Genomic DNA, 20,076 nt, shown 5'->3' on the forward strand with positions numbered 1-20,076 from the left:
GAGCGCCGACCATGAGGAGCGCCACCTGATCAACTGTGGAAAACCACAGCACCCGCCGCCCCGAGATCACCGGGCGGGAATGTGCCGGTCGGCGACCGCCCTGGCAGGATCGGGGCGTGAGTGACATTCAACGTGTTGGAGTGGTGGGCTCGGGCCTGATGGGCTCCGGCATCGCCGAGGTCTGCGCGCGGGCCGGGCTGGACGTGCTGGTGGCCGAGGTCAGCCCGGACGCCACGGAGGCGGCGCGGGGACGGATCGCCTCGTCGCTCGGCCGGGGCGTGCGCAGCGGCAAGCTGTCCGCCGAGGACCGGGACGCCGCACTGGAGCGCATCCGGTTCACCACCGACCTCGCCGACTTCGCCGACCGGAACCTGGTCGTGGAAGCCGTCGCGGAGAACGAGCAGGTGAAGACCGAAGTCTTCACGGCGCTGGACAAGGTCGTCATCGATCCCGACGCGGTCTTCGCGTCCAACACCTCCTCGATCCCGATCATGAAGCTGGGCATGGCCACCAGCCGTCCCGAGCAGGTCATCGGCGTGCACTTCTTCAACCCGGTGCCGGTGTTGAAGCTGGTGGAGCTGGTGCCGTCGCTGCTGACCGGGGACAAGACCAAGGCCAAGGCCGAGGCGTTCGTGACCGGGGTGCTGCACAAGGAGGTCATCCGCTCGCAGGACCGGGCCGGGTTCGTGGTCAACGCCCTGCTGATCCCGTACCTGCTGTCGTCGATCCGGATGCTGGAGTCCGGGTTCGCGAGCGCGGAGGACATCGACAACGGCATGGTGCTCGGCTGCGCGCACCCGATGGGTCCGCTGCGCCTGACCGACCTGATCGGCCTGGACACCACCAAGGCGATCGCCGAGTCGATGTACGAGGAGTTCAAGGAGCCGCTGTACTCGCCGCCGCCGTTGCTGATGCGCATGGTGGACGCGGGGCTGCTGGGCAAGAAGAGCGGACGCGGGTTCCACAACTACGCGTCCTGACCCGGCCGTCCCGGGAGCGCCGGGAGTCCTGAAGGGACACACGAGCGGGGCCGTCGATCCTGGTGATCGGCGGCCCCGTTCGCATGCCCGGGGCACCTACCACACAACGCGCGCGCGAGTCACGCCGAGAAGTCGGCGAACAATTAACAGAGATGTCTCGAATGGCGGGAAGTTAATTAGCCGGCGAACATACCGCCAAGCTTTGGGCAGGCCCGGCGACAAAACGCCACGATCCGTCATCGAACAACAGTGCCGCATTGCTGCGAAAGACTGACGGAGGTCTAGTCAATAGGCCGTTCGGAGCAGTCTTGATTACCGTCCCCGCCAACGCCTTCGGTGATCGACAAGACCCGCGACCTGCCTTTAGAGTGCCCTAGGTCACGCTACGGCCGCCTGGTGGACAAGATTGCATCATCTAGCGTAACTTTCGACTCGCCCCCCACGAGGAGAACCCTGCCTTGGACCCTCAAAACGTTTCAGTACGCGATTTTACGGGCCGCCAGCTCAGCGCCCTGCTGCATTCTGTGGGCATCACGGAAAACACCGCCCAATCCGTCGGACTGCTCGCGGACGCGCTCGGCCCCGGTGGTTTGCACCCCCTTTCCACCAGCCCGGCCTGGCCCTCCGACGTCGCCGACGACCACACTCCGGTCGAGTTCTCGACGGCGTTCGCGGCGGACGAGCCACCAGTCGTACGCCTGATCGTCGAACCCACCGCGACCAGGCCTTCCCGCTCCGCCAACACCTCGGCAGCGCTCGCCGCGCTGGACCGGATGAGGCAACACGGGAACCTGGACACCCGCCGTTTCGACGCGGTGCGGAACCTGTTCCTACCGGAACAACCGGAACGGGATTTCACTTTCTGGTACTCGTTGGTGTTCCGCGCCGCCCAGGCACCGGCGGTGAAGGTCTACTTGAACCCGGAAGTGCGCGGCGAGGCCGCCGCCGAGGGTTTGGTGCGCGAGGCGTTGGAGCGGACCGGTTTCGCCTCCGGTTTCCCGGTGCTGCGCGACCACGCGGTCACCAGGCCGGGACTTGACAAATATTCCTTCTTCGCCCTCGACCTCGTCGAACAACAGCGTGCCCGGGTGAAGACCTACATCTCGCACCACGCGGTGAATGTAACCGACATCACGCGCGCGGCGAACGCCGCGCAAGGCGTCGATGTGGACGGCGTGCCCGATTTCTGCCGACTCGCCGGCGGCACCGGAACGTTCGACAAGCGTCCGCTGATTTCCAGCTACACGTTCCTGGAGGGCGACGCGGACGGACCGAGCGGTTATTCCCTGTACCTGCCGATCCGGGACTACGTGGGCGACGACGAAGAGGCCCGGCGACGGGTCCTCGCGGTGATGGCGAAGTACGACCTGGACCCCACCCAGTTCGACAACGCGCTGCGCACCATCGCCCGCCGTCCACTGGACGAGGGCGTCGGCCTGATCGCCCACGTGTCACTGCGCATGGGCAGGCCCCGTCCCGGTGTCACCGTCTACCTCTCGTCCGAGGCCTACGACGTGACCTCGCCGCGTTCGATCATCAGCCTGGCTGTCTAGGAGTCCACCATGCCCACGATGGAGCCGTACCGCATCAAGGTCGTGGAGCCCATCCCGATCACCACGCGCCCGCACCGCGAGCGGGCGCTGGCCGCCGCCGGGTACAACCCGTTCAACCTCGCCGCTACCGATGTGACGATCGACCTGCTCAGCGACTCGGGCACCGGCGCCCTGTCCGCCGAGCAGCAGGCGGCCGGGCTACGCGGTGACGAGACCTATGCGGGTGCGCGCTCCTACTACCGGTTCCGCGACGTGGTGCACGGCCTGACCGGCTACCCGCACGCGTTCCCCGTCCACCAGGGACGTGCGGCCGAACGGATCCTGTTCACCGCCCTGCTCAAGCCGGGTCAGGTCAGCGTCAGCAACACGCACTTCGACACCACGCGCGCGAACGTCGAGATCCTTGGCGGCCAGGCGGTGGACCTGCCCTGCCAGGCCGCCAAGGACCTCGACAGCGACGCGCCGTTCAAGGGCGACATCGACCTGGACGCGTTGGACGCCGTCCTGTCCGGGCCGCAGGACGTCGCCATCGTGCTGATCACCATCACCAACAACGGTGGCGGCGGGCAGCCCGTGTCGATGGCCAACATCAAGGCGGCGGGCGAGATCGCCCGCCGCCACGGTGTGCCGTTCTTCCTCGACGCGGCGCGCTTCGCGGAGAACGCGTGGTTGGTCACGCAACGGGAGCCCGGCTACGAGAACCACACCCCGCGTCAGGTCGCGGAGGAGGCGTTCCGGCTGGCCGACGGGTGCGTGGCGAGCCTGAAGAAGGACGCCATCGTCCACATGGGAGGGTTGCTCGGGGTCCGCGACCCGGAGCTGGGCGCCAAGTGCGAGCTGCTGCTGATCGCGACCGAGGGCTTCCGGACCTACGGCGGTCTGGCCGGTCGCGACCTGGAGATGCTGGCACAGGGTCTGCTGGAGGTGACCGACCCGGAGTACCTGCGGGCCCGGGCCGACGCCACCGCCTACGTCGCGGACCTGGCGCGGACCGCGGGCGTGGACAGCGTGCGGCCGACCGGGGTGCACGCGGTGTACCTCAACGCCGGTCGGCTGCTGCCGCACCTGCCGCCGAGTCGGTTCCCGGGGTTCGCCCTGGCCACCGAGCTGTACCTGGCGGGTGGCATCCGGTGTGCCGAATTGGGCTCGCTGTACCTGGGCGAGATGGACGACACCGGTGAGCTGCTCAAGCCCGCGCCGTACGAACTGGTCCGCCTCGCCATCCCGCGGCGGGTCTACACGCAGAGCCACCTGGAGTACGTCGGCGAGACGTTGGCGGAGATCGCGAAGGACCCGGAACGGGTGCCCGGGTACCGGTTGACGCACGCGCCGAAGCTGTTGCGGCACTTCAACTGCCGGCTCGAACCGGTGGTGTAGTCGGGCGGGCTCGTGGTCTCCCCGGGGAGACCACGAGCCCGTTACCCGATCAGGTAAGCCACCGCGGCGATTGAGCACTCACGTGGAGTTGTCCACAGGCCGGGCCCGCTGCGCCACAGTTGTCGGTCCCCGCCGGCAGGATTGAGACAGGGGACCCCCGGCGGGGACCCCTGCGAAGCGACGACCGAGAACTAGGCCATGGCGTCGAGTCGGTCCATCGTGTGCTGGATCAGGCTCACCAGCACGGTCTTGGCCGACTCCCGGTCCCGCGCGTCGCACAGCACGAGCGGGATGGCGGTGTCGACGTCCAGGGCTCGCCGCACCTCTTCCACCTCGTAGTTGTGCGCGCCTTCGAAGCAGTTCACCGCGATGATGAACGGGATGCCGCGCCGCTCGAAGAAGTCGATCGACGGGAAGCTGCTGTCCAGCCTCCGCGTGTCCACCAGGATCACCGCGCCGATCGCGCCGAACGCCAGCTCGTCCCACATGAACCAGAACCGGTTCTGGCCCGGCGTGCCGAACAGGTACAGCACCACCTCGGGGCTGATGGTGATGCGGCCGAAGTCCAGGGCGACCGTGGTGGTCTCCTTGCTCTCCAACCCCAGCACGTCATCGACGCCGACACCGGCCTCGGTGAGCAGCTCCTCGGTGTGCAGCGGCGGTATCTCGCTGACCGAGTTGACCATCGTCGTCTTGCCGGTGCCGAAGCCACCGGCGATGACGATCTTCACTGGGGTGGGGACGAGGAGTTCCCCACCCGGCCGCTCAGATTCCACGGACACCATCCAGCACAGCCTGAAGCAGGTTCCGGTCCGGCACTTGCGGGACTCGGGAGGGGTCTCGGATCACGACGTCACCGCGTTGGATGAGGTCGCTCAACAGCACCTTGACGACGACCAGCGGCACGTCGAGGTACGCGGCGACCTCTGCCACGGACAGCGGCCGCCGGCACAGCTCCATGATCTCCATGTGCTCGACCGCCAACGCGTCCGGGTCCGACGGCGAGGGCATCGCGCGCACCTGAGTCACCAGGTGCAGCTCCGGCCGTAACGGCCGGGTCCGGCCGCGCACCATCGCATACGGGCGGACCAACGGGCCCGCGGCCTCGTCGTACCACCAGTCCTCGCGGCCGGCCATCAGGAGGACCTTCGGGCGGCGGGCAGGCTCGCCGTGGCGTTGCCACGCGGCGCCGAGGACAGGTACGTGCCGACTCGCTTGACGAGCATGTTCATCTCGTAGGCGATCATGCCCATGTCGGAGTCCTCTTCGCCCAGCACGGCCAGGCAGGCGCCGTGGCCGGCCGCGGTGACGAAGAGGTAGGCGTGTTCCATCTCGACGATGGTCTGCCGCACCGCGCCGCCACCGAAGTGCCGCCCGGTGCCGCGGGCCAGGCTCTGGAACGCCGACGCCATCGCCGACAAGTGATCCGAGTCGTCCTTGGAAAGCCCTGGCGAACGGCCCAGCAGCAGACCGTCGGCCGAGAGCACCACTGCGTGCCGGGCTCCGACCACCCGGCTGACCAGGTCCTCCAACAACCAGTTCAGTTCATTGTGCTGGCTGGCCATGTCGTTCATCGGGTTGCCTTTCCGGTTTCCAGTCGTCCGGCCACTGCTGCTGGTCAGGATTCGAGGTCGTCACCAGGTGTTCGACGGGCATCACTCGTGCCCCGTTGGAACGCCGACAGGCCCTTGCGGACCCTCTCGGCGGATTTCTCCGGATCGACCTCGGCGAGCGGTTCGGGCGAAGGGTGGAAATCGTTGCGCACCAACTGCGGCGCCAGGTTCTGCTGCCGGCGCCGTCGTGGCAGTTCGGGACGTTCACCGGAGGCAACGGCGCCCTCCGGTTCGTCCGCGGGCCACTCGGATGTGGCCCGCCTCCGCTGCGGCAGGTCCAGCTCGCCGCTGCGCTGCGACAGGTCCAGCCCGCCGCTCAGTCGTTCGACCTCTGGAAGGGGATCCTCGTTGACCGCGGCCTCAGCCTGGGCCCAGAACCCTTCCAGGTCTCGGGAACTGTCGGGAAACCTGGCGTCTCGCACTGAGTCGTCGCCCTGCTCCGGGATGTCGTGGAAGGTGCGGCGCGGAAGCTGCCGAGTCTCCGCCGGCTCGGTCGCCGTGGTGGGGCCCGCGACGATCGCGGACGGGATGAGCACGAGCGCCAACGTGCCGCCGTAGGGCGACTCGCGCAGCTCGACGTGGATGCCGCGGCGGGCGGCCAGCCGGGCCACGACGAACAGGCCCAGCCGGGACTCGCCACGAAGGCGCATCGCGTCGAACTCCGGCGGGTCGGCCAGCATCGCGTTGTGCTGCTCGCGGTCCTCCGGGTTGATGCCCAGGCCGTGGTCCTCGATCTCGACCACGATGCCCTGGGGTACTTCGCTGGCGTGCACCTGCACCTGGGAGCGCGGCGAGGAGAACGCGGTGGCGTTGTCCACGAGTTCGGCGACCAGGTGGATGGTGTCCGCGACGGCCGCGCCCACCAGCGCGGTGTCGGGCACCGGGTTCACCTTGACCCTGACGTACTGCTCGGTCTCGGCGACCGCGGCGCGCAGCACGTCGAGCAGGCGCACGGGCTTGCGCCACTGCCTGCCCGGCTGCTCGCCCGCGAGGATGATCAGGTTCTCCGCGTTGCGGCGGGCGCGGGTGGCGAGGTGGTCGAGCTGGAACAGCGCGTCGAGCTGTTCGGGGTTCTCCTCCTCGCGCTCCAGCTTGTCCAGGATTTTCAGCTGGCGGTGCACGAGGCCCTGATTGCGGTGCGCGATGTCGAGGAAGACCCGGTTCACGCCTTCACGGGCCTGGCTCTCCTTCACGGCCGCGGCGACGGCGGTGTACTGGGCGGCGTTGAACGCGTCGGCCACCTGGCCGATCTCGTCGCTGCCGTAGTCCAGCGGCGGCACCTCGACCTCGACGTCCACGTGCTTGCCCTCGCGGAGCCGGTCGACGATGTCGGGCAGCCGTTCGTGGGCCAGGGCCAGCGAGTCCTTCTTCAACGCCGTGAGGCGGGTGATCAGGGCGCGGTTGACCAGGCGGTTGGACGTGCGGATCGCGATCAGGATGCCGATGATCACGGCGAGCAGCGCGACCAGGCTGCCGATCAGCACGGTGCGGAACTTGCTCTCGCCGCGGGCCATCGTCACGCTCACCGCGCTGGAGGCCTGCTCGCTCACCAGCGCCGTGAGCTCGTCGCTGATCGGGGCGCTGACGCCCTGCCACTCCTGCAGCGACCCGGCGTTCGACGGCTTCGGGCCGTTCTGGATCAGTCTGCCCTCGAACTCGACCAGCCGCTTCCACCGGTCTTCCTCGATCATGAACTGGTAGCGCTCGCGCGCTTCCGGCCGGGCGTAGGGGGCGTTCGACTCGTAGGAGGCGTGGTAGGCGCCGACGAGGTGGGCGAACTCGATGTGCTCCTCGGACGTGAACTGGCCGGCGGCGAGCGCACTGGAGGCGAGTGACGTGGCGCGGGACATCCAGTCTGCGGCCTTGAAGTACTCGACCGCGGTGATGGCGCCTTCCATCGACTCGTGGTCGGGGACCACGCGGGCTTGCACGCTGAACAGCGCGCTACCACCGTCAAGGAGGCTGTTGTAGTACGTGTAAATCTCGGCCTTGGACGCGCGTCCCGCTTCGAGGGCGGCGCGGCGCTGCGGCAGTTGGTCCAGCAGCACGTTGATCGCGTTGATCCGGTCGACGATCTCCTGCGGCGCCGAGGCGGCGAGCTCGTCGAACGCCGTGCGCATCTCCGTCACCGCGGTGTCGGTCTTCTGCTGCTGGACTTCCAGGTCGCCGGTGCCGCGGTCGGGCTGGCTCAGCACGGTCATGCTCAGCTCGCGTTCCTTCTGGAGGGCGGCGAAGGTCTGCACGGCCGGGATGGAGGCGTCCTTGACGCCGACCGCGACGGCGCGGAGGTAGAAGCCGTCGAACAGGGTGTACGAGGAGAACAGCGCCCACATGATGAGCAGGACGATGCTGGGGACGACGACGACACCGGTGAGCCGCGAACGGATCGTCTTGTAGTTCGTCTCCGTGGTGCTCTTCTGCTTCACAGCGCTCCGCAGCCTCGTCTGTTGCCTGGTCAGCGCAGCACTAGGAGCACTGCCTCTTCTTCACCCGATCAGCTACAGGACGATAACACCGGAAGATCATTATTACGAAGAGGCAGCGATCACTCGCGCGACGCGACGATCAGGTTACCCAGTCGGGTGAGGTTACGAACAGGGGGCCGATGTGAACTTCTCCGCACCGGCCCCCTGATTTTCACACCTTGGGAACGGAAACAGCGTTGTACGTCGTTGCAGGCGTGGGCGGCGTGGTGAAGCGCGCGTTGGGCAGGTACAGCCGGTGACCGAACGAGGCGACCGTCGTCGGCACGTCGAACCGCGAGTCAGTGATCTTGGTCACGAGCTTTCCACTGGTCCCGTCCTTGGCCAGGGAGAACACCGCGACCGTGTTCAGCCGGTTCTGCACGACGTAGAGGGTGCGGCCCTCGACCAGCAGCCCGTCACCGTTCGTGAGCACCTCGCCCTGGAGGTCCACTACGGCCGTTTCGCCCGATTGGACGTCCACCCGGTGCAGCTGACCGGTGTTGCTCTGGACGATCAACAGCGCTTTGCCGTCCGGGGTCTCCGCGATGCCGTTAGCGTTGTTCACGCCGGGCGTCAAGACGAAATCACCTGAAATTGGAAGCGCGGTGAAGGACTCCGGCAACCGACCGTGCCGACCGAACGCGACCTTGTACAGCACGGCCTTGCGCGAGTCGGTGAAGTACGCGGCGTCGTCGGTGACCACGACGTCGTTGACGAAGGTGCTCGTGTCACTCGCGAACTTGTAGGACTTGAGGATCTCTCCCGTCCGCGCGTCGACCACTCTCCCGTCACCACCCGCGCCACCGGAGACGAACAGCCTCTGGCGCCAGTCGACCTTCAACCCGACCGAAGGCGTCCCCGGTCCCTGGCTGAACACCTCACCGACCCCGGTGCGGAGATCGACCCGGAACAGGTCCCCGTCGGCACGCGAGCCGAAGTACGCGGTCGGCACCGCCCCGATCGCGATGCCCTCCGGCATGAAGCCGTCGGGCAGCGGGAAGTCGGTCGGGAAAGCGTGTGCTTGCGCAGCGGTGGCAGGCGCCGCGGTGACCAGGGAGACCCCCAGTACCAAGGCAGCCAACGCACCGAGTGTGCGAGACATGATCACTCCTTCTTCGCTTGTGAGCGAGCGATCCGGAGTGTTCCGCAGCCCTCGGCGCGCGGAAAGAGATCCACAGCAGGCCGAGGGGATCTACAGCAAACCGACAGGGTCGCCGGGCTCATCACGTCGACTCCGCCGGCGGCCCCAGGACTTCCCTTACGAAGGGAGGCCCTGGGGCCGGAGCACGGCGTCAGACGCTGCGGACCACCGGGATCTCGTCAGCGCGGTTGATCGACCAGTAGTCGGTCCCGACGCTGTCGATCGACCTGCGATCGGTCGCGACGCTGTTGATCGACCAATAGTCGGTCCCGATCGGGCTCGCCGCGACACCCATAAGGGTGAGTACCACTAGAACGCGCTTCACTCGGGGTTTCCTTTGCGCTCGGTCCTCTGATTGGACCTCCGGCCCCGACCGGAGGGTGTGGAAATCCTTGCAGAGCACCTCGACAGCTACCCATGGGGGGTGGAATTCCCCAGGTCGCCCGAACAGCCGAAGACTACCGGCAACTACACACGATCGAGTGATCCTCGTCCAGGTGGGATCAACTCTCGTGATCAAGTCGCAGATGTCGCGTCCGGCAAGGACCTCTGAATGCCCCAAACTGGCCCATCCGGGTGATCACTTGCTGTAACGGGACCGACTGGACATGACCCACTCCGGTAACCGGCTTGTCACCCGAACCAGCTCAGCGGCCTACGCAAACGATATGTGGGAACCCGTAAAAATGCGGTTCCGCATGACGCTAACCGGACGTCCGTCTTCGGATTTGCGCCCTCGGTGCGCGTCACAACTGCCAGGTCTCGCGTTCCGCTGCGGAACGCTCGTCCAACCACCGCGGATTCCTGGCGGTGGGCACGGTGCGTTCGCCTTCGAACGGGTCGAGTTTCGCCGCCAACGTGACGGCACGGGGGTCACCGGCGTCCGTGAAGATCTTCAACGCCTGCTCCCAGCCCTCCATGGCCGCCGCATGAGCTTTCGCCGCCCACCTCAGTTCACCGAGCAGCACCAGGACCTCGGCCTTGAACTTGGAATTTCCGACGCGGTCGTAGAGCTGGACGGAGCGACGCGCGCAGTGGGTCGCTCCGTCCAAGTCCCCGCGATCCCGTCGGACTATCGCCAACACCAGGCAGGCCCGGGCAGCCACCGCCTGGTCCCTCGTGTGCATGTGCAGACGGATCGCCCGACTGACGTAGTCCTCCGCGGTGCGCAGCTCGCCTTGCCTTCGGTGCAGCTCGGCCAGTTCGCCCAGTGTGTCGGCCTGACCAGCCAGGTTGTCGAGCTGTTCCCGCAAGTCCAGGGCCCGGTGGAGCAACTTCGCGGCTTCCACGCGGTTGTTCTGCGTCATCGCCAGCACACCCAACCGGTGCAGGGTGCCCGCTTCCGTCTCGCGATCGCTCGCCTCATGGGCGGTGCGCAGGACCTCCTGGTAGCGAAGCACACCGTCATCGATCCTGCCCTCGGCGATGTCGAGCCGAGCCAGTAGGTGCAACGAGGCCGCCATGCCGCGTTGGCTGCCCATCCACTGGGCGATCATGTTCGCGCGGTGGAAGTGCTTGCGGGCTTCGAAGAACGCCGACTGCTGGAAGTACACCAGGCCGAGATCGTTGTAAGCAGCGCCTTCGGCGTCGGCGTCGCCTTCCAGTTGTGCGGAGCCGACCGCGAGGGTGAGGATCGAGCGGGACTCCTCGTAGTAACCGCACCTGCGGAACATGTCGCTGGCCACGTGAGCCATCTGTGAGACGCGGGAGTGCAAGCCCCTGCGGGCGGCTAGGTCGATGACGGCACAGAGGTTGGCCCGCTCCTCGATGAACCAGTCCTGCGCCGCCCGGTCGTGGGCGAAGTCGAGTGGCAGCACGCCTGCCACCGGGTCGCTCACCTCGACGCCTTTCCGGAATGGGAACGCCACCGAGTCCGCCTCTTTGGCGGTGTGCAGGAAGAAGTCGACGAGTCGGCGCTCGGCGAGATCGCGTTGCTCCTCCGGTTCGTCCGCTCGCGCGCACTCCTCGGCGTAGTCGCGCAGCAGATCGTGGAATCGGTAGCGACGGAGGGAACCGGGCTGTTCGAGGAGGTGCGCCGAGGCCAGTAGTTCGAGGCAGTCCAGCGCGGCCGACCTGGTGGTGCCGAGGATCGCGGTCGCCGCGTCGATGCTGAAGTCCGGCCCGGGGTGGAGGCCGAGCAGCCGGAACGCCCTGCGGTCCTGAGCGCCCTGGGCGCGGTATGACCAGGAGAACACCGTCTTCAAACTGATGTCCCCGCTGTCACCGTGGTTGCCGAGGTCCAACAGCCGGCGCTCGTCTCGCAGCTGTGAGACGAACTCGATGAGTTCCGCACCAGGGCTTGCCGCGATCCGGTGGGCGACGATCTCTATCGCCAACGGCAAGCCGCCGCACAGGGCGACCAGGTCCGCGATCGCGCAGCGGTCGCGGACGGCCCGGTCGCCGATCCGGGCTTCGAGCATCCGGGTAGCGTCGGACGCACCCAACGGCGTCACGGGAAAGGCGCGAGGTCCCAGGCCGGGCAATCGATTGCGACTGGTGACGAGGACGGTGCAGTCGCGCAACAACGGGAGCAGCGGGGCTACCTGGGGAAGCCTACGAACGTTGTCCAGCACGACCAGCACCCGGCGGTCCTGCAACGTGGACTCCAACAGCCGTGCCCGCCGGTCGGCGGTGGCGAGGTGGTCGACGTCGACTCCGAACGCTTCAAGGAAGCGGTCGACCACGACACTCGCGTCCAACGCCTTGTCCGGTGCGAACCCTTTGAGATCGCAGTGCAGCACACCGTCGGGGAACAAGTCGGCCACCTGGTGCGCCCAGTGCGACACGAGGGCGGTTTTCCCGACTCCGGCCACGCCGTCGAGCAGGACCACACCAGGACGGGGCGTGCCCACCGAGCACCCCGTCACCGCGTCGATCTTGGCCAGCAAGGCGTCACGCCCCACGAAGTCCTCGACGTCGTGGGGCAGTCGTCGTGGGGCCCCGACCACCCGACTCGGTCCACGCAGTTCCACCCGAGCGGGTTCGGCCAAGCCCTCGTAGAACGTCTTGAGCGTCGCCGCCGCCGAGTCCTCGAACTCATCCTGAAGCCGACGGCGCATGGTGTGGTAGTAGGCGTCCATCTCGCTGCGCAGGTGCAGGCCGTGCATCGCCTCCAGCCGGCGCATCACCAGCGCGAGGTACGTCGAGTCGACCGCGGGCAGTCCGTCGATGTGGGCGATCACGCCGCGAAAGTCGTTGTCCGCCAACAGGTTCACGCACAGCACGTTCTGCAACGGAAGCCAGACGTTCTCGCGCGCCAGTCGACGCCACGAGTGCGCTGGTTCGCTGGGGAGGTCGGCGAGCGGAATGTCGTCGGCCCAGTGCTCCACCGCCCGGCGGATCATCCGCACCGCGTTACGTGGTTCCCGGACATCGCGCGCCTGATCGAGCAGTTGGGCAGACATGAAGTAGTCGATGTTCGCCCGAGCTGCGGTCAACCGGTAGCGACCTTTTCGGTTCTCTAATTCCACTCCAGCGTTCATGGCGAGCAACGCCTGCCTAATCCGACCGGCGTAGCTGTAGAACGTCTGCGCCATGTTCCGGGGCAGCTTGTCGTCTTCCGCCCACATCCACTCGACCAGCTCGGAGGTGCTGAACCAGCTCCCAGGGTTGGTCAACAAAGCGCCGAGCATCCCTCGTGGCTTCGGTGCGGCCCAGCTTTGGTCCAGCCGGGAGCCGATGCGCAGTCGCGTTTGGCCCAAGATCGAAAATAAGCAGGTCACAGCGCCACCCCTCGCTGACGTCCAGTCGAAGTCTGGTACAGATCACGACCAGCGGGCAATTGTCGTTGCAGGATTGCTATTTGCGTTTTGACAGGTGTTTGACAGACGGTCGACAGCACTGTCCGCAACTTTGCGGAACCGCACGTGCACCTTGGTCGTGAACAGCGGTTCAGGGTTCTGAAAGACCATCGCACAGTGCTTCGACAGGGAGGTCGCCGATTCTCGTGCCGACGGGGTTCGACAGGACAAACCGGAGGGGCGACGTGATCGGAGATCACTGGACGAACGGACCGATCGGGTTCGGCTCGGGGAACCGGGTGACGCGGGCGGGGTGCCGGGTGGTGCTCGTTGTGATCCCGCACGTGGTCGCGGGGACCCGACTGGTGGACCTGCTGCCGCTGCTCGAAGCGGACCACCGGGTCCAAGTGCTGTTCACCGTCGAGGGATCGGTGCACGGCACGGATGAGTTCACCCGCGGGTTGGGCGGCCACGTCCTGCCGTGGGACCAAGCGATCCGGCACCGGTTCGATTTGGTGCTCGCGGCGAGCTTCCGCGGGCTGGACCGGCTGAACGCGCCGGTGCTCGTGCTGCCGCATGGGGTTGGCGCGCTGAAGTCGCGGCTGCGACCGCGGTCCGAGTACGCGCTCCCGGCTCACGGCCTGAGCCGCGAGCAGTTGGTCAGGGACGGGCGGGTCGTTGCATCGGCGATCGTGTTGTCGCACATGGGCGAACTCGACGTGTTGCGCGCCTCCTGCCCGGAGGCCGAGCCGTTCGCCGTGGTGGCCGGGGACATCTGCCTGGACCGGATGACTGCGGGCCTGCCGTACCGGGAGCACTACCGGCGGGCTCTGGGAGTCGCGCCCGATCAGCGGCTGGTGGTCGTCGCCTCGACGTGGACACCGCATTCGACGTTCGGCGCGCACATCGAGCTGTACCGAAGGCTGCGGGACACCGGTCACCCGGTGGCAGCGGTCCTGCACCCGAACATCTGGAGCGTGCACGGCGCGAGGCAGGTACGCGCCTGGCTGCCGGACGGGTTGCTGGTGATCCCACCCGAAGAGGGCTGGCGCGCCGCCCTGGTCGCGGCGGACGTTGTCGTCGGGGACCACGGCTCATGCACGCAGTACGCGGCAGCGCTCGGCAAGCCGATGCTCGTCGTCCCACTCGCTAACGGGCTGCTGCGCGAAGGCAGCCCCGCCGACCTGGTCTACCAGCGAGCGCCGCTGGTAGACCCCGAAGAACCGGCGCTCGACTCGGCCGCCGTCGTGTCCGGGATGACGGAGGCGATCAGCTCGTGCCCAGGTGAGGCCGGGGCGATCCTCCGTCGCACGATGTACCGCCTCATGGACCTGCCCGAACCCGCGCGGGCGGTGCCCGTGTCACCGGTGGGGGTGCCCCGTGTGGTGGGGTGACGTGCGAACAGAGGCGCCGGGTGTGTGGCGAGTGGTGGGCGGTCCATGCGACGGGTTCGTGGTGGTGGACGGCGAGTTGGCCACCACGCGATGGGTTGCAGTGGCCGACGTGGTGGTCTACTCCACCAGCCGCTGCCGGACGCGGTCCGGTACCGGCTCACCGACACGGGTGTAGGCCCCGGCGGCGGCCCTGATGTGGTCTTGCTCCTGAGCCTGATCACCTCGGCGGGCCGCCACGTCGGCCAGGGTCAGGAGCACGTCGGCTACGTAGTCGGTAGACCCAACCTCGGCCATCACGGGCAGCGCCAAGTGCAGCAAACGCGTCGCCTCGTCGATTCGCCCCAACGCCAGGAGCGGGGCCGCGAGCATCGTGCGCACCCGGGCCAGTTCGAGCACCAATCCCAACCCTTCCATGATCGCCTCGGCGGCGGCGAACTCGGCCACTGCCTCCTCGTGGTGATCGAGGTCGTTGAGCGCTTCACCCACCCGCCGGTGTGCGAGCGCTTCACCCCTACTGCGTCCGAGTGCTGTTTCGAGTGTGAGCGCCTCACGGAAGTAGGACAGCGCGCCTTCGACGTCACCGCGAGACCGGAACACCCGGCCCAGGTGCAGCGTGGCGGTGGCCTGGCCACCGAGGTCGCCCGTCTCCCGCGCCAACCGAAGTGCCTCGGCGAGTTGGGTCGTCGCCTCGTCGTACCGGCTGGTGCCGATGAACGCGAAGCCGAGTTGTACGCGCATGCGGGCTTCGGCAGCGGGACCGTTGGACCGGCGCGCGGCGGTGACTGCCAACTCGTGGGTGTATACCCAGTCCTCGTAGTGGTGCCGGTACAGGAAGAGACTCCACATCGCCTCGCACAGCTGCCAGACCAACTCCACCCAACCGTGGTGGTCCGCCGCTCGCACCGCGGCCACGAGGTTGCCGCGCTCGAGTTCCAACCAGTCCAACGCCACCGCGCGGTTGGCGAACGCGGCGTCGACTTCGCCGTAGCGAGGACCGATCCGCGGTCTCGAAGGGAGCGCAGTCCGATCGGCCGCCACCGCCTGGTCCAGGTACCACTCCACGATGCGGCGCACCACGACATCGCTGTCGGCGGCGGGGTCGCCCTCCGCGAGGCTGCGGGCGTGTAGTCGGAGCAGGTCGTGGAAGCGGAAGCGCTCATCGCCGATCTCGGTGAGGAGGTTCTTCTCCACCAGTTGCTCCAGCACCGGCCGGACCTCGGGCTCGGGTGCGCCCGCCGCCGCAGCAGCCGCACCCACACCGAACGACACGCCTGGGTGGAGGCCGCACCTCCGGTAAACGCGGGCGTGGTGCGACGGCAACTCCAAGTAGGACAGGTCGAACACGGCCTCGACGGACACCTCCTCGTCGAGCGTCAACGCCGTAAGACGTCCCGCGCGCAGGGATCCGACCTCCTTCGACAGCGAACGCCGCGGCCTGGTCGACAGGCGGGCGCCCACGACGGACAGGGCGATCGGCAACCCGCCGCAGAGCCTGGCCAGTTCCTGGGCCGCGGCGGGCTCCGACGTGACCCGCGAACCGAGAGCACGCGTGAGCAGTTCCAACGAGGCGTTTTCGTCGAACGAGCCGACCTCCACGAACCGGGCGCCGTCGACCGCGAGTCCGCTCAACCGCCAGCGACTGGTGACCACAACCGCGCTGCGGGGCGACGTCGGCAGCAGCGGCCTGACCTGTGCGGCGGACACCGCTCCGTCCAACAGCACGGCCACCGCGCGGTCCGCCGTGAGAGTGCGGAACGCGGCCTGTCTTCGGGCCAACCCCACTGGGATGTCCTCGACTGGGACACCGAGGGCGAGCAGGAACCACTCCAGCACTTCTTCCGGGGTGATCGGGCCTTCCGGGCCGCCGGCACCGAGGTCGACGTACAGTTGACCGTCCGGGAACCGGGATCTGCTGTCGTGCAGCCAACGCAACGCGAGCGAGGTCTTGCCGACCCCGCCCGGCCCGCTGATCACCGCCACCAGCGCCTCGTTCGCCGCCAACCAGCCGTCCAGGTCGGCCAACTCGCGATTCCTGCTGGTGAACAGCTTCGGCGCGGGCGGTAGTTGGTACGGGATCACCGGTTCCGAGCGTGGGGCGTGGAAGTGCACCTCCCCGACGCTGCCCGCCTGCACGACTGGGCCGTGGGCCGTGCCGGACATCACGTTCTCCACACCGTCCGCCAACGTGCACTCCTCCTCGTGTACGCAACGTGGTTCGAGTGTCACAGAAACAGCCCAATTGCTCGCCGCACCGAGCGGGTGGAAATCCGTAGTCGTGCGGACCGCCGGGACAGCGGTCGGCGGTTGCCGGAGTAGCGGTCTGCGTTCGCCGCCAAAGATAGGGGTAGGGCAACGATAACGAAAAGGTAACGGTCAGGTCGCGGACTGGGAGCGGTACGTATGCCACTGTGTCCACCGCCCACCGGCGGTCGGGGTTCAACGCACGACATGCGCGTACCTACGACGAGGTGACACATCCATGACGCGAAACCAGGGGCGGCACCGCTTCTCCCGGCGCACGAAGCTGACTGCCGGCGTGACCGGGTTGGCGCTCACGATCGGCCTGGCCGTCGCGATCAGCACAGCCGGCGAGCCGGACGCGGCTCAAGCCGACGGGGCAGACATCTCCCAGTTCGTCGACATCACGAAGCAGCAGCCGAACGTCAAAGTGCCCCAGCCGCAACGCGGCGCGAGCACCGGCACGTTCACCGTGAGCTGCGGCAACAACGAGAACGGCCACTTCAACCCGGACAACTTCATCGCGCAGCCGGGCGTGCGCAACGGCGCACAGCACCTGCACGACTACGTGGGCAACGTGTCGACGGACGCCGACTCCACCAACGAGAGCCTGGCCGCCGCCGACACCACCTGCCGCAACGGTGACAAGTCCACCTACTTCTGGCCCGTGGTTCGGATCGACCGGGAGAACGAGGAGGACCAGCCGGGCCAGCCGGCCGAGGCCGAGGTCGAGTGCCCGGACGTGAAGCGCCAGCTGAAGAACGTGCCCGGCCAGGCCAAGGCCGAGGTCGACCGCAACCTCGAACAGCTCAAGACCCAGATCTCGGAGGCCAACAACCGGCTCAAGAGCTCGGCGAACGTCCAGGACCCGAACTTCGTCAACAACGCCATCCTCGGGCCGCTGCGTGACAAGCGGACCGCGACGATCGACCGGATCGCCATCGCCATGGGCCGCGTCGGCCAGCGCCCGCAGAACCTCCAGCGCCTCGCGCCGTGCACGGTGAAGGACGGCGACGCCAAGGACGCCAAGGTCGCCGAGGAAGCCAAGCAGGCCGAGGCGGACGCGCCGGAGAAGGGTGACGGCAAGAGCGCCAGCGACGAGAACGAGCTGGTCGGCAACGAGGGCGAGATCCAGCGCCCCCAGGTGGACCTCACCTTCCGCGGCAGCCCGGTCGGCAAGGTCGAGGCGATGCCGCAGTTCCTGCGGATCCTCTACGGCGACGCGAAGGTCTCCACGAACGGCACGAAGAACGCGCGCAACTCGTGGACCTGCACCGGGTTCGAGGACAAGGTGCTGATCAACAAATACCCGATCTGCCCGGAAGGCAGCAAGGTCAAGCGCATCCACGACTTCAACAGCTGCTGGGACGGCAAGAACACCGACAGCGCCAACCACCGCGACCACATCGTCGCGCCGGACCAGAACGGCAAGTGCCCGAAGGGCTTCAAGGCCGTGCCGCAGCTGCGGATCAGCCTGACCTACAACATCCCGCGGGACGTGCAGGTCGCCGGCCAGTACGCGGTGGACTCCTTCCCGGAGGAGGAGCACAACCCGTTCTCCGACCACGACGACTTCGCCAACGTCATGGGCCAGCAGATCATGAACCGGCTGGTCCAGTGCGTGAACAGCGGCCGGAAGTGCAGGGAGTGAGGACGATGATCCAGGCCAACTTCGCGTCCGGTGTGGACGAACTGCGCGCAACCGAGGACGTGCACCGACTGCTCGACCGCCTCACGGTGGCCCAGGACGCCACGCTCGTGCACACGGAATGCCCCGACCACCACGTGTGGGTCGGTGTGCGCGGTGACCGCGGGGCCATGCTGTTCACCGATGTGATCACCGGTTCGTGGGTCAGCCTCGGTGAGGGCCCACGCCAACGCCCCCGGTACGCCGGGGTCAACTTCCCCACCCACTGCGAGATCCCGGTCGCCGACCTCGCCGTCGCGATCGAGGAGTTCCTCGCCACCGGACAGCGTCCGACGCTCGTCCCGTGGCAACAGGTGAGGTGAGGGAGAAGCCATCCCCGACCCGCGCGGCGGCGGGTCGGGGATGGCCCCTTTCCAGGTCCGGTTCGGGTGCGATCAGCCGGCCTGGAGGGCCAGGTACAGGTCCACGCGTTCGGTGAAGTCGGACAGGTCGACGCCCAGCAGGTGTTCGACCCGTCCCACCCGGTATCTCAGGGTGTTGACGTGGACGTGCAGGCGGCCGGCGGCTGTGGTCCAGGAGCCGGAGCAGTCCAGGAAGACCCGGAGTGTGCCGACGAGGTCCGAGCCGTGTTCGGCGTCGTAGTCCAGCACGGGGCCCAGCAGTCGGCGGCGCAATGAGCGGCGCAGTTCTTCCGGTACGCCGGCCAGCAGGAGTTGGTGGAGGGCGATCTCCTCCCCCGCCACCACGCACGTCCGGCCGGTTCGGCGCTCGCCCAGCCGCCGCGCGTGTGATGCCTCCTCCGCCGCGCCGCGCAGCCCGGCGTGTCCGACCGGTGACGAGATGCCGACCAGGACCCTGGTCGATCTCAGGCCGGGCTCCAGCGTCCGCAACGCCGACCTGACGCCCTCGGTCCACGATCCGGACGGCACCAGCGCGTAGACCTCCGTTCCGACGGCGGCCACCAGGAAACGCGGTGTGACGGACGCCAGCACCTCCTCCACGAGCGCGACGGCCTGTTGGAGCTGTCCGTCCGACACCGAAGCCGCCAACACCCGCAGCGGCGCGTCCGGGTCCCAGCCGACGGCCGCGATCCGGGCGGCCAGATCGCCACCGGTGAGCACCTGCCGCAGCAGCGGCCCGGCCGCGCGGTTCTCGATCTCCCGTCCCTGCACGACCCGCGCCCGTTCGACACCGACCAGGCTGGCCAGTTCGGCGGCTACTTCGTCCTGCGTGCGGTCGCCGGTGACGACGAGAATCCACGCGGTCAGCCGGGAGCCCCCGCGCACGGCCACCGGCAGCAACGTCGTGCCGCGCACCACCCTGGGCAGCCGGTCGGCCAGCAGGAACTCCCGGACCAGCGCCGCCGCCTCCGGCAGCTCGGGCCCGGCCACGACGTGGCCGGTGCACGACAGCACCCAGCACGGCGCGTCCAGCTCCGCCGCACCGGCCGCCACCAGCTCGGACAACCCGCCGCCCTCGGCGACCACGGTCAGCAGCCGCCGGTGCCTGCCCAGCAACGCGCCCGCGTCGCCCACCCGTTCGGCCGCCAGCTCCAGCACCACGCGTTCGGTGATGGCCGCGAACGACAGGTCTACCGGAACCTCCAACAGCGGCACGCCGTGCCGTTCGCACGCCTCGACCAGTGCGTCGGGCAATTTCCCGACATCGGGCGAGCTGGCCGCCAACGCGGCGACTCCCGATGCCGCCAACGAAGCCACGAACTTTTCACAATCGGCCGCCGTCCGATGCCACAACAGCCCGGAAAGCACCAGCTCGCCACCCGACAGGTAGCGGGCCGGGTCGGGCAGTTCGGTGCCGTAGAGCCTGGTCACAGGCCTGTCCAGCGACTCGGCGCCACCGATGAGGCGCAGTCGGAGTTCGGGCATCCCGAGCAGGCTGCGAACCAGCAACACGCGCGCCTCCTCCA

Annotated in this window: 15 protein-coding genes; 6 read left to right on the forward strand and 9 right to left on the reverse strand. The window is 68.0% G+C overall.

Features of this window, described 5'->3' with window-relative positions; genetic code table 11:
• The first annotated feature begins 116 nt into the window (after positions 1-116).
• The 3 genes from ALI22I_RS11195 (at position 117) to ALI22I_RS11205 (ending at position 3,910) form a co-directional block, all read left to right on the forward strand.
• Positions 117-980 carry a 3-hydroxybutyryl-CoA dehydrogenase gene (locus tag ALI22I_RS11195; protein ID WP_179118192.1) on the forward strand — a complete coding sequence of 288 codons (864 nt, stop codon included), beginning with the start codon at positions 117-119 and terminating at the stop codon, positions 978-980.
• 458 nt (positions 981-1,438) lie between these two features.
• On the forward strand, positions 1,439-2,533 hold the full coding sequence (locus ALI22I_RS11200; protein WP_077005401.1) for a tryptophan dimethylallyltransferase family protein: 1,095 nt from the start codon (positions 1,439-1,441) through the stop codon (positions 2,531-2,533).
• Positions 2,534-2,542: 9 nt separating this feature from the next.
• The gene (locus ALI22I_RS11205; protein WP_077005402.1) at positions 2,543-3,910 is read left to right on the forward strand and encodes a tryptophanase; all 1,368 of its coding nucleotides are present in this window, start codon (positions 2,543-2,545) and stop codon (positions 3,908-3,910) included.
• 191 nt (positions 3,911-4,101) lie between these two features.
• On the opposite strand, the gene ALI22I_RS11210 is transcribed toward ALI22I_RS11205, so the two are convergent.
• The 7 genes from ALI22I_RS11210 to ALI22I_RS11235 form a co-directional block, all read right to left on the reverse strand.
• Entirely contained in the window at positions 4,102-4,695 is a 594-nt protein-coding gene (locus ALI22I_RS11210) for a GTP-binding protein (protein ID WP_077005403.1), read from the reverse strand.
• Positions 4,676-5,047: a DUF742 domain-containing protein gene (locus ALI22I_RS11215; protein ID WP_077005404.1), complete on the reverse strand. Its 372-nt coding sequence runs from the start codon at positions 5,045-5,047 to the stop codon at positions 4,676-4,678. Before ALI22I_RS11215 ends, ALI22I_RS11210 begins: the two co-directional genes overlap by 20 nt.
• Positions 5,047-5,484: a roadblock/LC7 domain-containing protein gene (locus ALI22I_RS11220; protein ID WP_077005405.1), complete on the reverse strand. Its 438-nt coding sequence runs from the start codon at positions 5,482-5,484 to the stop codon at positions 5,047-5,049. The genes ALI22I_RS11215 and ALI22I_RS11220 overlap by 1 nt, the downstream gene beginning before the upstream one ends.
• 44 nt (positions 5,485-5,528) lie before the next feature.
• Positions 5,529-7,949 (reverse strand): sensor histidine kinase, encoded by a 2,421-nt coding sequence (locus ALI22I_RS11225; protein ID WP_077005406.1) that lies wholly within the window; start codon positions 7,947-7,949, stop codon positions 5,529-5,531.
• A 211-nt stretch (positions 7,950-8,160) separates the two neighbouring features.
• Positions 8,161-9,090: an SMP-30/gluconolactonase/LRE family protein gene (locus tag ALI22I_RS11230; RefSeq protein ID WP_077005407.1), complete on the reverse strand. Its 930-nt coding sequence runs from the start codon at positions 9,088-9,090 to the stop codon at positions 8,161-8,163.
• A gap of 190 nt (positions 9,091-9,280) precedes the next feature.
• Entirely contained in the window at positions 9,281-9,424 is a 144-nt protein-coding gene (locus ALI22I_RS50690) for a hypothetical protein (RefSeq protein WP_179118193.1), read from the reverse strand.
• Positions 9,425-9,875: 451 nt separating this feature from the next.
• The gene (locus ALI22I_RS11235) at positions 9,876-12,761 is read right to left on the reverse strand and encodes an ATP-binding protein (RefSeq protein WP_077005408.1); all 2,886 of its coding nucleotides are present in this window, start codon (positions 12,759-12,761) and stop codon (positions 9,876-9,878) included.
• 431 nt (positions 12,762-13,192) lie between these two features.
• Here ALI22I_RS11235 and ALI22I_RS11240 point away from each other — a divergent pair, with 431 nt between their 5' ends.
• Positions 13,193-14,263, forward strand: coding sequence for a hypothetical protein (locus tag ALI22I_RS11240; protein ID WP_238598303.1), 1,071 nt, complete (start codon positions 13,193-13,195; stop codon positions 14,261-14,263).
• 117 nt (positions 14,264-14,380) lie between these two features.
• Here ALI22I_RS11240 and ALI22I_RS11245 read toward each other — a convergent pair whose 3' ends face one another.
• Positions 14,381-16,447 carry a tetratricopeptide repeat protein gene (locus ALI22I_RS11245; RefSeq protein WP_083751639.1) on the reverse strand — a complete coding sequence of 689 codons (2,067 nt, stop codon included), beginning with the start codon at positions 16,445-16,447 and terminating at the stop codon, positions 14,381-14,383.
• 295 nt (positions 16,448-16,742) lie between these two features.
• Between ALI22I_RS11245 and ALI22I_RS11250 the strand changes: the two genes are divergently transcribed.
• Both ALI22I_RS11250 and ALI22I_RS11255 read left to right on the forward strand, forming a co-directional pair.
• A complete protein-coding gene (locus ALI22I_RS11250) occupies positions 16,743-18,152 on the forward strand; it encodes a DUF1996 domain-containing protein (RefSeq protein ID WP_077005410.1) in 1,410 nt (469 codons plus the stop codon).
• A gap of 5 nt (positions 18,153-18,157) precedes the next feature.
• Complete coding sequence (locus tag ALI22I_RS11255) at positions 18,158-18,511, forward strand: Imm1 family immunity protein (protein WP_077005411.1); 354 nt, start codon at positions 18,158-18,160, stop codon at positions 18,509-18,511.
• Positions 18,512-18,583: 72 nt separating this feature from the next.
• Here the strand turns inward: ALI22I_RS11255 and ALI22I_RS11260 are convergent, their stop codons facing one another.
• Positions 18,584-20,062, reverse strand: coding sequence for a PucR family transcriptional regulator (locus ALI22I_RS11260; RefSeq protein WP_143532139.1), 1,479 nt, complete (start codon positions 20,060-20,062; stop codon positions 18,584-18,586).
• Positions 20,063-20,076 lie beyond the last annotated feature (14 nt).

This window comes from Saccharothrix sp. ALI-22-I (genome assembly GCF_001984175.1).
GTDB lineage: Bacteria > Actinomycetota > Actinomycetes > Mycobacteriales > Pseudonocardiaceae > Actinosynnema.